We start from the raw sequence: 17,235 nt of genomic DNA, 5'->3' as shown, positions 1-17,235 counted from the left end.
AAATCTATTTAGCTCTTTGTTAAATAATAGCATTGATGATGTATTCTTTCAATACAAAAATGGAAACCCTTACAAATTATATATTCTTCTTTTCATCAAGAAAACAAGAGATGTATGGTCCGTTTGTATTCATCTATTTTTAAACTAAAAAAAAACAGCTGTTTCGAAACAATCTGCAGTAATAATACACAGAATCGTTCCGAAAGCAGCCGTTATTTAAATTAAAAGTTACTACTCTTCATGTTCAATACTAAACACATCTAACAATTTGCCATCCACATCATAAGCCTGATAGGTCAGAGTATTACCTCGAATCGTGATTCCAGCAAACATTTGTTTGTTATTCTGGAAATGAATTTTGTGGTAGAATTGGTCCTCTTTTTTCTCATTGAATTTAGGACCGCTTGCATTTGCAACCACATATACGGTTCCTTCGTGATTACGAACCAGATCAGACCCATCTCCCGTAATTTCTCCTTGTTTAAGCGGATAAGATCTCGAATACTCATGATTGTGGCCTTGCAGAACTAAATCCACCTCATATTTATCAAAAATTTCCGCCCAGTCTTGGATTTTCTTATATGAGTTTCCACCATATACTGGACGATGCATCGCTACAATTTTCCACTCTTTATCTGTACTTGCCAAATCTTCTTTCAGCCATTCTGTCTGCTGCTTGATACTCCCTTCGGTATTGAGTACAGCGATATGTGCACTGCCATAATCAAAGGAGTAGTTGGTTTCTGTTCCCGTTAATTTGGATGCACCGTTATCTGGCATATGGAAGTAAGAAGCAAATCGCTCAAACTTATCATCCATCACATCGTTATTACCGATGACAGGCACGATGGGGATACGGCTAATCCAGGAAGTGCTTTCTTCTAGAAAATAGTTCCACGCATCATCCGAACCCGAATCTTCCACAAAGTCTCCCGCATGAACGACAAACGAAGCACCTGGAAACGTCTCAAAGGCTTTATTCATTGTATTTTTCCAAAGTTCAAAATCACTTTGCGTCTCACCTTGCGAATCCGTAGTATAAATAAAGGAGAAATCCTCTTCTTCTGGAGCAGTTTCAAAAGTTAGTACATCGCTCCATCCTTCCTTTGATCCGTCTCCTACACGGTATTGATATACGGTTCCCGGTGTTAGCCCGGTTGCCTCTACTTTATGAACTCCGACCGTTGCCCCGTTATCCAGCACAAGTGATGTCGTTGTTCCTTCGAAATTCAAGATTTGATCCCCTTCAAAAGAAGTGTCCTTCCCTTGTACAATCTGAAGTTTTGCAGACAAGTTCGGATTATCCGTTTGCCAAGTAAACGCACGGCTCGTCGTAGAATCTTCGCTTATCGTACTTATTACGACCGGGTTTGCTTTCGTATCTGAATCCCCTTTGGAGTACCACTGCATACCTAGCACAGCCGCAACAATGACTACAGCAAATATGATAATCCACATTGTATCCTTTCGGTTCATCTCCTTCCTCCATTCCATAACGTAACTTAAAGTCTGAGGTGGTAACTGCAGCTGTTTGCTAAGATACACCCGAATGAAACTAGAAGTCAAACGAACCTTTTCCAAATTCGTTACGTCGTTTTATGGGTACGATGTTAAATTCATCCGTTTTTAAGGATTCGTTCAAATTCAGTTCACAAACTTTTATTATACTTTCATTTATTTCGTTTAGTTTGAAGCGGCAATTCACCTTGAAGAAGGGATCTGCCGAAAGTTTTAAAGTATAAAAATAAGGTGGTGCTCTTTTGTGAAAAACAAATACTCTCTTCTCCTTCTATACTTTTGCTCCATCTGTCTGATTCTGGTCCTTTGTCTATTCGGCAGTTCGTCCTCTTCATTCGTTGCTGCAGCGGCTGTTCCCACTCCTACTTCTGAGAATGCAAACACCCCTGAACAGACCATGCCGTCTGTCACTCCAGATGGTGCCCAAGGGAACCAGGTACCCGGCCAAGATCGAGGATTTGGAGGAGGATTTCCTGGAGGAGGTGCTGAAAGAGGCATGGGATTTCCACCAGGTGGTGGAGGAGAAGGTTTTCCTTCCTTTAATCAACAAAATACACAACAAGGATCAATGACCGATTTCATATCTTCTGTAGTATCTATCCTCTTCCTTCTATTAGCTTCCGCATTTGTACATCTCTATAAACGGAAACGTCTTTAATCTACATAATCTAAAACTGTGAGACTGTCTACCCTTGTGGTCGGCCGTCTTTTTTTATGTGCTTCATTTGACAATCATTAACTTTGTTCATTCTTTTTGTAATCAGAATGTAAAATTCATCTATTTTTAAGGTTCAGTTCAAATACAGTTCACACAGTCCAAGTAAGATGGGTCTCAAGCCGAAAACAATCAGATTCCAGTTAGCAGAGTAACTTGTGGAATCTACCCTAGAAAGAGAGGTGTAATTATGCTCACCCCAGCTCATGTGCAGCTGAGTAAACCTGTAAAGTACCGCAATGAACTTAAGTTTCTTATCAATCAGCATCAGTATACGATTCTGCGGCAAAGACTTAGAAACATTGTAAAGTACGATGAGAATGTAGGAGATACCGGAGAGTACCACATTCGAAGTTTGTACTTTGATGATATGGACAACCGTGCTCTTCACGAAAAACTGGGTGGTGTTCGCGATCGGGCTAAATACCGGATTCGAATCTACAATGTGGAAGACAAGGTCATTCATTTTGAGAAGAAAGTAAAAAAAGGGGATCTCATCGCAAAACAAAAAGTATCCCTGACAAGAGAAATGTATGAATCCATTGTCGCTGGTGATTACGAAGTACTGAATGTTCCTGAAAAACCGCTGATGTATGAAATTTATCATGAAATGCGGGACCGGATGTTACGTCCCAAAGTCATTGTTGATTATGTAAGAGAGCCCTTTGTTTGTCACCATGGCAATGTGAGGATTACGTTTGATAAGGACCTTCGAACCGGCCTTCACTCTCTTGATATGTTCAACAAAGATTTACATCCTGTAAGGGCAATCGACGAAAATCTGATGATTCTGGAAGTGAAATTTGATGAGTACATTCCGGAATACATACGGATTGCATTACAGCTTGAAGGATTAAACCGGCAATCGGCTTCAAAATATGTCATTTGCCGTAAATTTCTAAAGTATAACACTTGGGAGGATTATTAAGATGTCAGCAACAGTTTCTACGACGGCAGCAGCGACACAAGCTACTACCGACACTACGAATTTTACAGATATTATTAAAAAATCGGTGATGGAAAACTTCACATCCGATATTAGTATTTCCGAAATTATTATCAGTTTAGCGGTCGCTTTTCTGATTGGTCTCTTCATTTTCACACTTTATAAGCGTGTATTCAGTGGAGTGCTTTACTCCAAAAGCTTTAATGTTTCTCTGATTGGGATGACGATGGTAACTGCGATGGTCATCATTGCGATCAACTCCAACCTCGTATTGTCTCTTGGTATGGTTGGTGCGCTGTCCATCGTTCGTTTTAGAACACCGATTAAAGACCCGACAGATCTGATTTTCTTGTTCTGGGCTGCGGCAGCGGGGATTGTCTCCGGTGCAGGATTCTATACACTTGCAGCACTCGGTTCCGCTATTATCGGTCTCATTCTCTTCTTCTTTATTAAACGGACATCTCTTGATACTCCTTACCTTCTTGTCGTGAACTGCGAAAGCGATGCTACGGAAAAACTAATTCACGAACAACTGGGCAGCATCGTAAAACGTTACAATGTAAAACAAAAAACGGTGACTGCAGGCAATATTGAAGTAACCTTCGAAGTTCGTTTGAAAGATAGCGAAGGCAGCTTTGTTAACGAACTTACTGGAATTCAAGGTGTTAAAAATGCGGTACTTATCAGCTATAACGGTGATTATGTATCCTAAAGATAAGGTGGTGCTCTAGATGAAGAACAAATGTACTAGTCTTCTTCTATGCTTCTGCTCCATCTGTCTGATTCTGGCGGGCTGTCAATTTGGCAGCTCGTCCTCTTCCACGGATTCATCAGGAACCGCTGTATCCAAGGAAACACAGAAAATAGAAGAAACGGTTTTTCCAAAAGACAAAGTTGTCGACGTAAAAATAACGATCGACGGAGATCAATTTCAAGACATGCTGGACAACGCAAGCGCGGAAGAATATAAACCTGCAAGCGTGGAATATAACGGAATTAAACTCGATAACGTTGGTATTCGCACGAAGGGGAATTTAAGTCTTCGCTCTGTTGTTCAAATGGAAGACTCGAATCGCTACAGCTTCAAGCTTTCCTTTGATGAATACGTGAATCAGACACTCGAAGGCATTAGCAAAATCAACTTAAACAATAACTATAGTGATGCGACCAGCATGCGAGAATTTTTGACCTATGAATTAGCAGAATTGATGGGTCTTCCTACCCCTGAATATTCTTTCGTTAACATCTACATTAATGATGAATTATGGGGATTTTATCTTGCTGTTGAACAGATCGATGAATCTTATCTGGAGCGGAACTTCGGTTCCTCCTATGGCTCACTATACAAAGGTGTAATGACCGGGCAAGGCAGTGATTTAACTTGGCTCGGTGATGATCCGGATCTCTATACTGGTCTTGAAGTGAAGTCTGAAAAATCAGATGGCGATGCACTGATCGCTATGCTTAACGAACTCAATAATGGTTCTGACTACGAGAAGTATATCGATATAGAGGATGCATTAGGATATATTGCCCTGAACGTTCTGACGAATAATACAGATAGTTATCTTGGGTCGAATAAACAAAACTACTATCTTTATGAAGAAGATGGAGTCTTCTCTATACTTCCTTGGGATTACAATATGGCTTTTGGGGGCTTAGGTAGAAATAGCCTGTATATCGATGAGCCAACGCAAGGAGCTCTGGATGAGCGTCCACTCATTGCAAAACTGCTTGCTGTAGATGAGTATAAAGAGCAATATCATCAGATTCTTTCAGAAGCGATTGGTGGATACCTTGCTAATGATACGTTTACTGCAAGAGTGCAAGAAGTCAAATCTATGATTGAGGAATATGTAAAAGCAGATCCAAATGCATTTTATACCTATGATGAATTTGAAAAAGGAGTTACGAGCCTGATCTCCACCAATGCATCACAAGTCACCGATATTTCTGAACAGCTCGATGGTACCTCTCCTTCTTCCGGCGACGGCTCCGGAAGCGGCGGTGGCATGGGCGGCGGAGGCAGAGGCGGAGGTATGGGCAGAGGCGATGCAGCAGAAGGTGTTGCTCCTGGCGGCGCTGTTCCTGGTGGTAATACTGACGGTGCAAATGTTGCTCCTAATGGCACTGCTCCCGGTGGTAATACTGGCGGTGCAACTGCTGATGATCAAACAGCAGCGGATGGTGCTTCTTTTAGCAAACAGAATGCGAATGCGCAAACAGCACCTGATCATACGGCTGCTAATACCGCAAACAACGTTGTTCAGAATGATACCCAAAATGATGCTGCAACGGATCAATCTAATACAGCAAACCAGCCTCCTGATGGAGAAGTTCCATCAGACATAGCTAGCCAAAATAGTGAGCAGAGTAATACTACTCCTACTGATGGAGCTCAGCCAGACGTACAGCCTGAAGAAGGAAATGGCTTCACACCTCCTGATGGCTTCGGCGGAGGCATGGGTGAAGCACCAGATGGTTTTGGCGGCGGTATGGAACGTCCTGAAGGCGGTATGATGGGAGGTGGTGGATTCCCTGGCGGTGGAGGAAATCAACAAAATGTGCAGCAAGGGACTACACAAGACTTCATTGCGGTTGCCGTATCTCTAATCATTGTCATACTGGCTTGTCTTTTCGTCACTTTCTACAAACGTAAACGACTTTAATAGTAAAAATGCCAAGCTACATTACGATTTTAACGTGAAATATTACCGTGAAAATGAAATGACAACAACTCCAAAAAAGACTGTTCACCTTTCGGTGAGCAGTCTTTTTGGTAAGTTTAACGATTATAAAACAGAAGACCATACCTTTACCGCCGTTATGGTAATCAAAAGGACAAGGGCATATCTTAAATACTTCACATCCATTTTTGAACCTACCAAAGAACCGACAGGAGACCCTGCGATACTCCCAATAACCGTGAAAAGAATCGGAAGAAGCGGAATATCTCCCCCGCCTATTTTACCGATCACTCCGCCAATTGCCGAGACAAAGACGATCGATAAAGAAGTCGCAATTGTAATTCGGACCGGTATTCGAAGCACTTTCATCATAATGGGAATAAGAATAAACCCTCCCCCAGCTCCAACAATACCTGAAACTACCCCTACAACAAAAGCAAGCGAACTCGCCAAAAATCGGTGGAAAGTAATTTCCTCTACCTTTTGCATCTCTTCTTTGCCTCTTGCAGGGAATAACATAAGAATTACGGCAAGCACCGCCAGGATTCCATAGATGATGTTAATCGTTTGCTCCTCAAAGCGCGAAGACCACAATCCTCCTAGCAGACTTCCTATTAATATACTGGTGCCCATCCAAGCAGCGAGTGAGTAATGAATTAACCTCGTTTTTGTTTTTCGAGATTGCAGTCCATACCCAATGATTCCAGAAAGGGATGAGAAAAACACCTGGAATATACTAATAGCAGCTACTTCATGGGCTGTAAATTCACCCATCCCGAGAAGCGGCGGGATAAATAAAAGAAGCGGATAATTGATAATCGCACCGCCAATTCCCAGCAAACCTGAAAAAAATGAACCGATGAATCCGAGCAGGATCATAAGCAGTATAAACATAAGATGTTCCCTCCTCTCGCTCACAACACAATTAATTAATTCGCCCAACATAGATGACTATACAAACTTGAAAAGGCAAGTTATAATAATCCCAACTAAATAAATAGGAATAAAGGTGATACTTATGATCGGTTTGAACCGTCTCTTTCGCCAGCATTGCCCCAAATGCAAGCAACCTTTATCCAGCAAATTAACCATACTGCATGTAACCAAATCTTGTGCGGAATGCGAATATAAAGAAGAATTTTATCCTGCTCTAGGAATAAGAGTTACGTACGAAGAACCTTCTTCTTATTCTGCGGATTGCAACAAAAATAAACGGAAATAAACTTTATCTTTTCTTCCTTTGCTATTCCATCCTCCATTATGACATAAAACTGTATTTTCTTGTACAGAAGTTGGTATAGTGAGATAAGAAGATGGCTATAGATAAAGGAGTTTAAGACATGACACAGTACTTACACCAAGAAACGGTACCAAGACCCATTTACGTCTATGATACTTCTGAAGTTTACGGAGAAAAAGGAAGATTTCGTGTACTTGAATTCGGAAATGATGCAATTCAGGGAATCCTTGATCTAAATCAGCCGGAGCGAATCTTGTTTGAATATCCCAGAGCGATTCTGCATTTAATGGAAGTCAACAACCCTTCTTACGAAGATGTATTTTTGATTGGACATGGAATCGGAACCTTATCCTCTGCTTTACGTGACAAATATGTAGTCATTTCAGAAATTGACCAGAAAGTATCAGACGTAAGTAAAGAATACTTTGGCTACGATGGTCCCCCCGTTCTCATTGAGGATGGATATACATTACTAAAACAGATGACGAGCGGCCGTTTTGATTATATCGTTGTGGATGCTTTCCATGAAGGTGGTATTCCTGAACAACTGACAACGATGGATTTTTTTGAAACGGCTTGCAATAAACTAACTGAAGATGGAACCCTTCTGATGAACATTATCGGAAGAGGACCTCAGGATCCTTATGTACAGTCCTTTTACCGGTCTCTTTCCTCTCTTTTTCCTGTAGTTGATCTTTTTTCTCTATATGCAGGAGGTTTAGGAAGATCGAAGAATATGATCATCACTGCTGGTTATCATCCTTTGCGGTATCAGCAAAAATCAATGGCGAATTTTCGTAAAATAAAATCACCTCAAATATCTGGTCGATAGGGATGGATTAAGAGATATAACTACTATACGAGTATACGAACAAACAAACCGCCGCGTCTTCTCACGCCGGTTTGTTTGTTCTTTTTTATCCTGACAAAAAGCAAAATCAAAAGAGACGCACATTCCCTTGTTAAATCTGACTTAAATCAAGAGTATACGTATTTACCATGTTGTTCGATTTATTTTTATAATGAAAAGTCATAACTCCATCAATAATACTGTCAAAAAAGATAATATGATCCCGTACCATTTCATTATTCCGATCAAATCCTGCCTGTTCTAAATACTCTCTTTCCCTTTCAGGAAGCGTGATGAGTTCATGAACGTAAGCCGCTTTTTCAGACTGTACATTATAAACAATAAGATGCTGCGATGAATACTCCCGTAAGATCAGCATGCGCTGATTATAATGCTCTACCATGTAGATTTCATCTTTTCGCATTATGTCTGTTAGGTTATATAAGGCAATTACTTTACCATTCTTATCTAAGAATCTTGCCTGCTTCCCGTTGGTCAACAGCACATTTCCATGTGATTTATGAAGTGTTGTATCCTCGTAATAACCTTGGAATGAGAAGCTGTCTTCATCAAGCACTTTTCCATTTTTAACGAGTACTTGTCCTGTATTTCTACTGGTACCTGCCATGCCAAAACTTTCTTCCATCCGTAAATAATACGTACCTGCTGCGATCTTCTCCACTTCAAACTCCCTCATCGTTTTAAACCTCTTACTGACCTGACCTATTTTTGTTCCTATCTGATTAGTTTTAGCCTGGAATAACTCTCCTGTAGTGAGTTTGATCCAATAGGTCATTTGATCTGCTGTCCCCTTCGCATAGGTTCTAGGGATAAGAATCGTCTTTAGAGTACGATCCCAGGTCACTTTCTGTTTGACCGAGGAGGCAACAAACTGTAATGGAACATAAATTTTACCTTTTTCCATTTGAAGAGGTACATCAAGCAGCACTTTTTTCTTATCTACGTATGCTGTTTTGCTTCCATGTGTCAGCTTAATTTCCTTATTCACACCATATAAAGTAGCTGACTTCGTCTTCTGGTTCCATGAAACATTCAGACTTAGATAATCACTAATCTCTCGAATAGGCAGCAAAATCCGGCCTTGCTGTATAATGATCGGGTCCTCAAGTTTTGAATATTGATCTGCTGTCTCTACTCCTGCCTGGACATAAACTTTTGAACTCTTGGCATCAGCAACGTTCACATGTGAGAAAAATACTCCTGCCATCAGCATACTGGTGAACAGCAATACGACGTTCCCTATCCTTTTCTTCAATATAGACATACGATTCCTCCTGTTAGCGAGTTCCCTCATGTTAATTACGTCCACCTATACAGTGTAATAAACACAAGTTGAATCCATTCCATAACTTATGTAATCGATTCTTATATAACTAATTACTATCAATTAAGGTAAAATGAAACATTTTTTAGATATAAATTATATCTACTAACTCTCTTAACACGTATACTCGTACGAATATAAATCGAATATAAACATGCTGTATTCGTTTGCAAAAAACGAAAAAAGCCTGATTTCTCAGGCTTGCTTTAGATTTCTCCGTCTTTCATTGTAATTTTAGTATTGTAATTCTTTTATTTTCATTTCGTCATTTCATTGTCAGTTGCTTCGTCATAAACACACTGTATGGATCTTCTACATAATCGGCAAAAGGTTCGCAATACTCGAACCCTATTTTTATGTACAAACTTATTGCCGGCTTAAAGCTATCTAACGTACCTGTCTCCAGGCTGACCTGATGGTAACCTCTTCTTTGTGCTTCTTCTAACATATGTTCAAGGATTCGCTTCGCGACTCCCTTTCGGGTATGCAGGGGAGCGGTGCGCATCGATTTAATCTCTCCGTGCGTGGGATCAAGTTCTTTCATTGCCCCGCAGCCAAGCAGTTCATTATCTTCCCATGCCGTCCAAAAGGTAATCTCTGGTTGTTTCAATCGCTCCAAATCCAGCGCATGCATACTATCTTCGGGAGACTGTGACAACATTTCTTTATAATGTTCCTCAATTAACGTAATGATCTCTGGCCCGGTTAGATCATCGATTCTGATGTCCATGATGTTTACGCTCCTATTCATATTGTATTCATCCGAGTTATCCTAGTATCTTCTATATTCTAGAAGAGGAAGATGATTATATATTATACGGATTAGCGTTTTCACGTCTACGTGTATGTAAGATCTATTTATCGTAGTAAACAATTTTATAAGAATTAGAAACTCATAATACCGGCATACGAATAGATAATAAACAGAAGAGGAGCAATTACAACAAGAACAAGCCCTCCAAACATCAGTTTCACATATCTTGTTCTGTCTATTCCTGCACGAAGTTCCCATATCGCCAGCGTAATATAATACAAGCCCAGCATCACCAGCATAAGAGGTACAATAATTAACAGCATAAATCCAGCAACCATAATATCCCCTCCTTTTGTTAAGACACTATTTTTCTTTCATAGGTTAACGCCATGAATTCATTTAAAGCTAAGATGAAATAAGAAGAAAAAGCTCTCCTGCTAGTCAGGAAAGCTTTTAACTAACGTCTTTATTTTATCAAATCTGGAACGATTTCCAAAACTCACCCTCTTTATAGATCAGTTCCTTGATCTCATCAAAGGGAATCGTAAATGTAGGAAAACCTGCAGCATAGGGTCCAATTTCATAAGGAGCGAAATATAAATGAAGAGCATTGTCAGATACATAGAACGGCTGATTGGGTTTAATCCCTTGATAACTCTCGGAAAATACATAGGAATACGCAGGATCATCTGTGATGATCTTTCTAATCCGTTTACTCAGTTCTTTCACGTAATCCGCACCCGCTTTAAACAAATCTCTCAACATAAATATACGACCGGTTACAAGATGAATCAGCGCGTGTATTTTTGTTGGTAAGCCATGGGCCGCTCCTATGGTATAGTGATAACCGTTTAGTTCAATGACAACAAGATCTTTTTTATAATAAATAACATCATAATCCCCTGTGAAAGTCTCTTCTTTCTCCTTATTTAGAGGGACCTTATTTACTTCAGCCAGCTGCTTCATTCGGATATTCACTCTTTGTTCGCTAATTACATCAGGCATTCCTTCTATTACTGGATAATAAACGAGGTAATTTTGATTTGGCTTATATTTCTCTTCCTTAACTCGGTATGTTCCATTAAGCGAAATCATCTTATTCGGCTCCCAGATGACATCTCCCGCACGGTTCATATAGAATAGCCTTTGATCAATGAACGCTTGGATCACATCGTCTTCTTTGACGGTTAATGTGCCCCTTCCTTCGATATGTGGATACCCTGGAGCGGGATTTCCACTTTGGTCTATAAAATAGGTCTGTTCATGATTATTCACAGAAGCAAGACCATCTATAAACTCGGATACATCAAAGAATGAAAAATCAGTCAGTAGTGTGCCTGATCGATCGGCTATTGCGTAAAGCGGTAAACCTAACGGATGTTTTGCATCTGCTGTTCTTCCAACAGCCCAGCGATCTTCTCCTAGATCACGAATATCATGGTATTCCGCAGGAATAATATACACTCCTTGCTTATCGATCACTCCATAGCCTGGCTTATAGTCATCTGAAGTGTTTATGATAGCCTGCCCCTGATGAAATGCGGTCGCCCCTGTAAACGAAGGAGGAATCATCGCTGTTCCTCTCTCATCCATATATCCATATGTTCCACTTGCTGTCTCCTTAAATACAAGGAACCCATCACTATAGTTTCCTACATAATAATAGGGATATGTAGCCAGCCTCTCTCCTATTTCGTTAATTAACGCATACTCATATTCCTTAATTTTCACAATCGCTTTCTGCTGATCATAGTCGCTTGCTTCTTCATATTGTGCAGGAATGACTTCGTTCCCCTCGGAATCAAGATATCCATACTGTATAACACTACTTCCTGAGCTATTTGTTGTCTCCGTAGAATAAATAGACCGATTCTCAGCCGAATTAGAGATAAAAGGATAAGTTTGCTCTGTAATTTTCTTCCCCTCTTCGTTCAACATAGCGAAATGATACTCATCCACAGTTACGATTGCCCGTTGCTCTACGTAAGGCGATATCGATGTATAGATAGGCTCTACTAGATACTCGCCTGAGAGCTCGACCAACCCATATTTCCGTTTTTGAGCTACAACAGCAAGTCCATTTTTCTGAAAATCCCTTGCTTCGCTATATTGTAGAGGAATTACAGATTCTCCCTCTGCATTTATATATCCCCACTTCGTACCATCGGTCGTTTTCTCCGCTATGAGGAATAGGGATGTTCCTCGCTTATTCATAGTAGATGTTGCCGTTTGTTCTATGATCTGTTCTTCCATGATTCGTTCTTCTATAATCTGTTCTTCCGTGATCTGTTTTTCCGTAATCTGCCCACCCATATGTTTGTAAATATTTTCAATCTTTGATTGTAACTGCTGAATCTCTTTACGAGAAGGATAAGGATTTTGGAACAACAGATTCTTATGAATCGATTGCAGCGCAGCGGGCAGCATTCCCGCACGGTACTGAGCGTCCGCCAGGTAATACCAATACAAAGGATAATTCGGATGTTCTTCCGTTTTTCGCTCGTAATATCGAACCACATTCACAAAATAATAGGGATAGACATCCCATGCAGGCACGAACTTTCCTTCCCTGAAGTGGAGTACTTCTACACGGTAAGCCTCCCCCGTATCATGTATCCAAAGTGCAATGTCACTCGTCTGATTCCCACCGGATATTCCGGGTATGTTTATTATTTCAATGGAACTATAAGATAAATCTTCCGGCGCTGCATCGATGAACTTTCCATCTTCCCATTTATAGATCGACAGTTTAGAGCGAACGGCTCCGATCTGCCAGCCAATCAGTAAACTCTTCCTATCGTTATGTAAGATAGGTCCACTGGTCAATAGCGTAAGACCATACCCGTGGCCTTTTATTCTCGCAGCGACCTTCCATTCCTGATCAGTAAAAACAAGCACCATCAGATATAACTCTTCATTTACCTTGTAAACGACAGAAATCTCAGGAATTTCATCTCCTGTTAGATCCCCTATATAAATTGCCTGATGAGGCAATGGTCCTTCTATGTTTATGACCGTTGCCGTACTAGGCAGATGGGACAAGACAAGCTGAGTTAGCTGGGCTTCCTGATGCTTAGACATAAATGTCAGGCCTCCTTTTTACAACAGTATCCATCCTCATCGTATTGTTATAAAAAGATAAATATACCGTTCTTTCTTTTAAATTTGGAATAACCTAATGTGGACGACATATATTTACGTGAAGGAGGCTTGAAGATGATTATATCGATCAGCGTTGCTGCAAGTGCTATTGCTTTTATTGTTTTAGTCTATTATGTAGTACGCGTTCTGGTGAAAGGGATGAGCACGCTTAGTGAAACGAACAAAACATTATCCGAAGTCAGAAATGCGATTCATGGGCTGACTCAGGAATCAACCAAACTCATACAAACAGCCAATGTCATTACCTCCGATGTAAAGGGTAAAATCCGCTCCGTCGAGCCAATCTTTAACTCTGCCGGGGATGTGGGTGAAGCCATTCACAGCGTGACGAAAACGGTCAAGCAAGCTTCAGAGGCGATTGGTGATGTCATTCACCCGGCAGCAGAACAAGATACGAAGAAGCCAGTTAAAATCAAATTCAAGTAGTATTTTAAACGGTACAGAAAAGGGGTGAATCATGCCAACGATCCTGGTTCAACTCGCTTATCTTGTTATTTTCATTTGGTCGGTTGTAATGATTGTTCAAGACATTCAGCTTTCCCGAAAATCCTGGCTGAATATTTTGCTGCATATTGCCGTAGCCATCGTATCGCTTCATTGGTTTTTACAATCGATCGGATATCGATTATAAATGCTTTCATATAAATAAGAGGAACCTCGAATACGAATCGAGGTTCCTCTTATTTACTATATTATTTTCCACTTACACCCGTGTTTTGTTAGCCTCTTCTTTTATCTTCTGATATCGTCTGAGATCAGCTTTCTTGACCGGAAGCGGTTCTTTTCTGATCAGTTTTGTCATCGCGACAAGAAGCAGTAACAATAATAACGTAAATGGTAAAGCAGCGATTAAGGAAGCGGTCTGCAGAGCTTCAAGCCCCCCTGAGTATATTAGTACTCCCGCAATAGAAGCCATTAAAGTACCCCACACAAGTTTACCAATACTGGATGGATTCAAACTACCACCGCTGGTCATACTTGCGAGAATATAAGTTGCAGAGTCTGCAGACGTTACTAAGAACGTAAAAATGAGCAGGATCGCTAATACGGACATAATTCCGGCGAACGGCAGTTGATCAAACATTTGGAACAAAGCTACTGAGACATCTTCATTTACAGCTGCAGCGATTCCTGTATTTTCATGAAGATCAAACCATAACGCGGTACCGCCAAATGCGGCAATCCATAAACAAGAAATCAACGTCGGAATAATCGTGACACCCACAATAAATTCCCTGATTGTTCTTCCTTTTGATACTCTTGCTATAAAAGCACCAACGTAAGGTGATGAAGCAATTGCCCATGCCCAGTAAAAAATAGTCCATTCTCCTACCCAAGTTCCTTCTGAATAAGGTTGAAGCCGCAAACTATACTGAACAAAACTCGTTATGTAATCCCCGATTGCTAATGTAAATGACTCGAGTATAAAGACGGTTGGCCCCATTGTAAATACAAACACCAAAAATGCTATCGCCAAAGTGAGGTTAAAATTACTCAATATACGGATCCCTTTATCAAGTCCTGTCATCGCCGAGATCATATAGCATACGAAGATAAGAAATAACATCAACAGTTGAATCATGGTGTTGTTTCCTATACCAGAAACCTGTTCGACTCCTCCACTCATTTGAAGAACGCCAAGCCCAATGGAAGTGGCAACCCCCATCACGGTTGCAATAACAGCTAAGATATCAATCCCATTTTTAACGGTTGTCTTTTTCCCGGTTACAGGTTCTAAAGCGGTGGATATAAGACCATCCCTATTTTTACGAAATTGCAGGAAAGCAATAGCGAGACCTACGAGCGCAAATACAGCCCACTGACTGATACCCCAATGAAAGAAGGAATATCCCATCGCTACGCGTGCCGCTTCCGTTGTTCCTGCTTCCACACCCGCAAACGGTGTGTTAAAAAAGTGGCTCATCGGCTCGGCTACTCCCCAGAATACAAGACCAACGCCAAATCCAGCGGAGAATAACATACCTAACCACGTGAAAAACGAGTACTCTGGTTTGCTTTTTTCTCCTCCAAGGCGAATTGCACCATACTTACTAGCTGCAAGCCACATGAGAAATACAATGATTACGACTACTGACAACAAATAAAACCATCCAAAATTATCTTTAGAGAAATCAAATAAATAATTTGCAGTATTTCCGAAAGCCTCAGGCATAATTGCGCCCATCAAAGCAATAATAGCAGCAACTATTGCAGAAATGGAAAATACTTTATTCTTAAATAATTTGCCAATCACAGACTCACCTCTACCATTTTAGTAATAACTCTTTTTAGATAAGTTAATTACACCAAAATGATAAATCTTAATCAGAAAATCAGCGTATTATTCCAATAGAAGGGAATACCATAAGAAAAGAATGATACATAAAATAGACAATAGACCGCCGATCACCATGGCAGCATAGGGAGTTGGGGATTCCATATATTGTATAATCCCCTTTTTTTCAGTTGTCAGAAAAACTTGTTGCTGAATTCCATTCACAATTTTCTTGCTGTGATCCTTCGCCCATCTTCTAGATGAATTGTTTTACCGCTAATATAAAAGATTTTGGATTCTCTCTCAGTGTGTAAGGATACACACCTTGCTGCGTATGTATATATAACATCCCATGACCACTGCCCATGGAGCGGTAAGATAAATCAAATACTTTTTCGATGGGAAACTCACGATATGCTGATACGATTTTATCCGGGTATAACTTTAGGAGTCGCTGATGTTCTATGATCTCCATGTTCAAGGAATTAATCTTTCGCTCCATTTTGTAATAAGCCTGAATCGCAATGGGGTTGCTCATTCTCGATGTTCCTTTCTTTGAATATACTTTATCGTACCATCTATCCTCTTAGTACGGTACCCCATCCTTCATCATATGAACCTCTACATGCTGACGGAACCCGCTTTACATGATAGTCTGTAGATAGATTGCATCCCGTATACCTTCCATGTTACAAGGTTAGATTAATCCCCAAAGGAGTGACTTATTATGCATCCTTTCTCACCTGATCTATTAAAAGACAAAGTCATTATTGTTACCGGCGGTGGAACCGGTCTCGGACTTGCCATGAGTGAAATGTTTGCAGATCTAGGCGCAAAACTCGCTTGGTGCGGGAGGAGATTTGAAGTGCTCGAACAGTCCGCTCGTGATTTTACAGCTAAAGGAGTTGAAGTATTCTACCAAAGCTGTGATGTACGAGATGCAGCACAAGTAGCGTCTTTTGTGGAAGCGGTTACTGCTCATTTCGGTCAGATTGATATCCTTGTTAATAATGCTGCCGGGAACTTTATTAGTCCTACGGAAAAGTTATCTCCGCGGGCCGTAGATGCGGTTTTGAATATTGTGTTACACGGTACCTTTTACATGACACTGGAAGTTGGGAAAAGATGGATTGTGCGTAAAGAAACCGGAACCATGCTGAATATCGTAACTACTTATGCATCTAGCGGCAGCGGGTCGGGGTATGTTGTTCCTTCTGCTGCAGCCAAAGCGGGGGTACTTGCGCTTACACGTTCACTTGCAGTCGAATGGGCTCCTTACGGTATTCGCCAAGTTGCTATTGCGCCAGGTCCATTTCCAACCGAGGGAGCTGGGTCCAGATTAACTCCGACTCCTGGTCTCGAACAAAAATTAATCGACAGAGTACCTTTAAAACGTGCCGGAAACAAAGAAGAACTCGGTGCGCTTGCTGCTTTTCTTATTTCTGATTACGCAGGTTATATTAACGGGGAAGTCGTCACTATTGACGGCGGGGAGTGGCTTCAGGCTGCGGGACAATTTAACGGGCTAGTAGAACTCACCGAAGAGGAATGGAATGCTCTCTCTAAAACAACTCGAAAAGGATAATACAAAGATGCCTTCTCTGATAACAAGAAAGGCATCTCTTTCTGATTGGAAACACCATGCTTTAATCTGTGTAAAGTTATCCATTAAATGATTCGGGACCTACACGAATCGTTCCTAGCAAGTTCGTACTAACAAATGCTGTATAAGTCAGCAGTGGT

General features: G+C 40.8%; 16 protein-coding genes. 8 read left to right on the top strand and 8 right to left on the bottom strand.

Features of this window, described 5'->3' with window-relative positions; translation table 11 throughout:
- Positions 1–231: 231 nt before the first annotated feature.
- Positions 232–1,476: a purple acid phosphatase family protein gene (locus PV403_RS07225; RefSeq protein ID WP_332084024.1), complete on the bottom strand. Its 1,245-nt coding sequence runs from the start codon at positions 1,474–1,476 to the stop codon at positions 232–234.
- A gap of 286 nt (positions 1,477–1,762) precedes the next feature.
- On the opposite strand from PV403_RS07225, the gene PV403_RS07220 reads away from it, so the two are divergent.
- The 4 genes from PV403_RS07220 to PV403_RS07205 all read left to right on the top strand — a co-directional run bounded on the left by PV403_RS07220 (position 1,763) and on the right by PV403_RS07205 (position 5,848).
- Positions 1,763–2,176: a hypothetical protein gene (locus tag PV403_RS07220; protein ID WP_332084023.1), complete on the top strand. Its 414-nt coding sequence runs from the start codon at positions 1,763–1,765 to the stop codon at positions 2,174–2,176.
- Between the two features lie 271 nt (positions 2,177–2,447).
- Complete coding sequence (locus tag PV403_RS07215) at positions 2,448–3,161, top strand: polyphosphate polymerase domain-containing protein (RefSeq protein WP_191799832.1); 714 nt, start codon at positions 2,448–2,450, stop codon at positions 3,159–3,161.
- Between the two features lies 1 nt (position 3,162).
- Positions 3,163–3,891 carry a DUF4956 domain-containing protein gene (locus tag PV403_RS07210; RefSeq protein WP_213531485.1) on the top strand — a complete coding sequence of 243 codons (729 nt, stop codon included), beginning with the start codon at positions 3,163–3,165 and terminating at the stop codon, positions 3,889–3,891.
- 19 nt (positions 3,892–3,910) lie between these two features.
- On the top strand, positions 3,911–5,848 hold the full coding sequence (locus PV403_RS07205) for a CotH kinase family protein (protein ID WP_332084022.1): 1,938 nt from the start codon (positions 3,911–3,913) through the stop codon (positions 5,846–5,848).
- A 123-nt stretch (positions 5,849–5,971) separates the two neighbouring features.
- Here PV403_RS07205 and PV403_RS07200 read toward each other — a convergent pair whose 3' ends face one another.
- Complete coding sequence (locus PV403_RS07200; RefSeq protein WP_332084021.1) at positions 5,972–6,760, bottom strand: sulfite exporter TauE/SafE family protein; 789 nt, start codon at positions 6,758–6,760, stop codon at positions 5,972–5,974.
- 446 nt (positions 6,761–7,206) lie between these two features.
- On the opposite strand from PV403_RS07200, the gene PV403_RS07195 reads away from it, so the two are divergent.
- Positions 7,207–7,938, top strand: coding sequence for a spermidine synthase (locus PV403_RS07195; RefSeq protein ID WP_332084020.1), 732 nt, complete (start codon positions 7,207–7,209; stop codon positions 7,936–7,938).
- Between the two features lie 130 nt (positions 7,939–8,068).
- Here the strand turns inward: PV403_RS07195 and PV403_RS07190 are convergent, their stop codons facing one another.
- The 4 genes from PV403_RS07190 to PV403_RS07175 form a co-directional block, all read right to left on the bottom strand.
- Positions 8,069–9,241: a copper amine oxidase N-terminal domain-containing protein gene (locus tag PV403_RS07190; RefSeq protein ID WP_332084019.1), complete on the bottom strand. Its 1,173-nt coding sequence runs from the start codon at positions 9,239–9,241 to the stop codon at positions 8,069–8,071.
- Between the two features lie 325 nt (positions 9,242–9,566).
- Entirely contained in the window at positions 9,567–10,031 is a 465-nt protein-coding gene (locus PV403_RS07185; protein WP_213531476.1) for a GNAT family N-acetyltransferase, read from the bottom strand.
- A 155-nt stretch (positions 10,032–10,186) separates the two neighbouring features.
- Positions 10,187–10,393 (bottom strand): hypothetical protein, encoded by a 207-nt coding sequence (locus PV403_RS07180; protein WP_249716963.1) that lies wholly within the window; start codon positions 10,391–10,393, stop codon positions 10,187–10,189.
- Positions 10,394–10,529: 136 nt separating this feature from the next.
- Positions 10,530–13,136, bottom strand: a complete 2,607-nt coding sequence (locus PV403_RS07175; RefSeq protein WP_332084018.1) for a WG repeat-containing protein — start codon at positions 13,134–13,136, stop codon at positions 10,530–10,532.
- 135 nt (positions 13,137–13,271) lie between these two features.
- Here PV403_RS07175 and PV403_RS07170 point away from each other — a divergent pair, with 135 nt between their 5' ends.
- Together PV403_RS07170 and PV403_RS07165 are read left to right on the top strand one after the other, a co-directional pair.
- Entirely contained in the window at positions 13,272–13,643 is a 372-nt protein-coding gene (locus PV403_RS07170) for a DUF948 domain-containing protein (protein ID WP_213531472.1), read from the top strand.
- A gap of 31 nt (positions 13,644–13,674) precedes the next feature.
- On the top strand, positions 13,675–13,848 hold the full coding sequence (locus tag PV403_RS07165; RefSeq protein WP_213531470.1) for a hypothetical protein: 174 nt from the start codon (positions 13,675–13,677) through the stop codon (positions 13,846–13,848).
- Between the two features lie 72 nt (positions 13,849–13,920).
- On the opposite strand, the gene PV403_RS07160 is transcribed toward PV403_RS07165, so the two are convergent.
- Together PV403_RS07160 and PV403_RS07155 are read right to left on the bottom strand one after the other, a co-directional pair.
- Complete coding sequence (locus tag PV403_RS07160) at positions 13,921–15,471, bottom strand: BCCT family transporter (RefSeq protein WP_213531468.1); 1,551 nt, start codon at positions 15,469–15,471, stop codon at positions 13,921–13,923.
- Between the two features lie 277 nt (positions 15,472–15,748).
- The gene (locus tag PV403_RS07155) at positions 15,749–16,030 is read right to left on the bottom strand and encodes a hypothetical protein (protein ID WP_213531466.1); all 282 of its coding nucleotides are present in this window, start codon (positions 16,028–16,030) and stop codon (positions 15,749–15,751) included.
- A gap of 189 nt (positions 16,031–16,219) precedes the next feature.
- Here PV403_RS07155 and PV403_RS07150 point away from each other — a divergent pair, with 189 nt between their 5' ends.
- The gene (locus tag PV403_RS07150) at positions 16,220–17,077 is read left to right on the top strand and encodes an SDR family oxidoreductase (RefSeq protein ID WP_213531465.1); all 858 of its coding nucleotides are present in this window, start codon (positions 16,220–16,222) and stop codon (positions 17,075–17,077) included.
- Positions 17,078–17,235: the final 158 nt, after the last annotated feature.

The sequence above is a fragment of the Paenibacillus sp. GYB006 genome (assembly GCF_036577645.1).
In the GTDB taxonomy this organism is placed as follows: Bacteria; Bacillota; Bacilli; order Paenibacillales; family Paenibacillaceae; genus Paenibacillus.
Note: the sequence above shows the minus strand (reverse complement) of the source record. Positions and strands in the feature narration are given on the sequence as shown.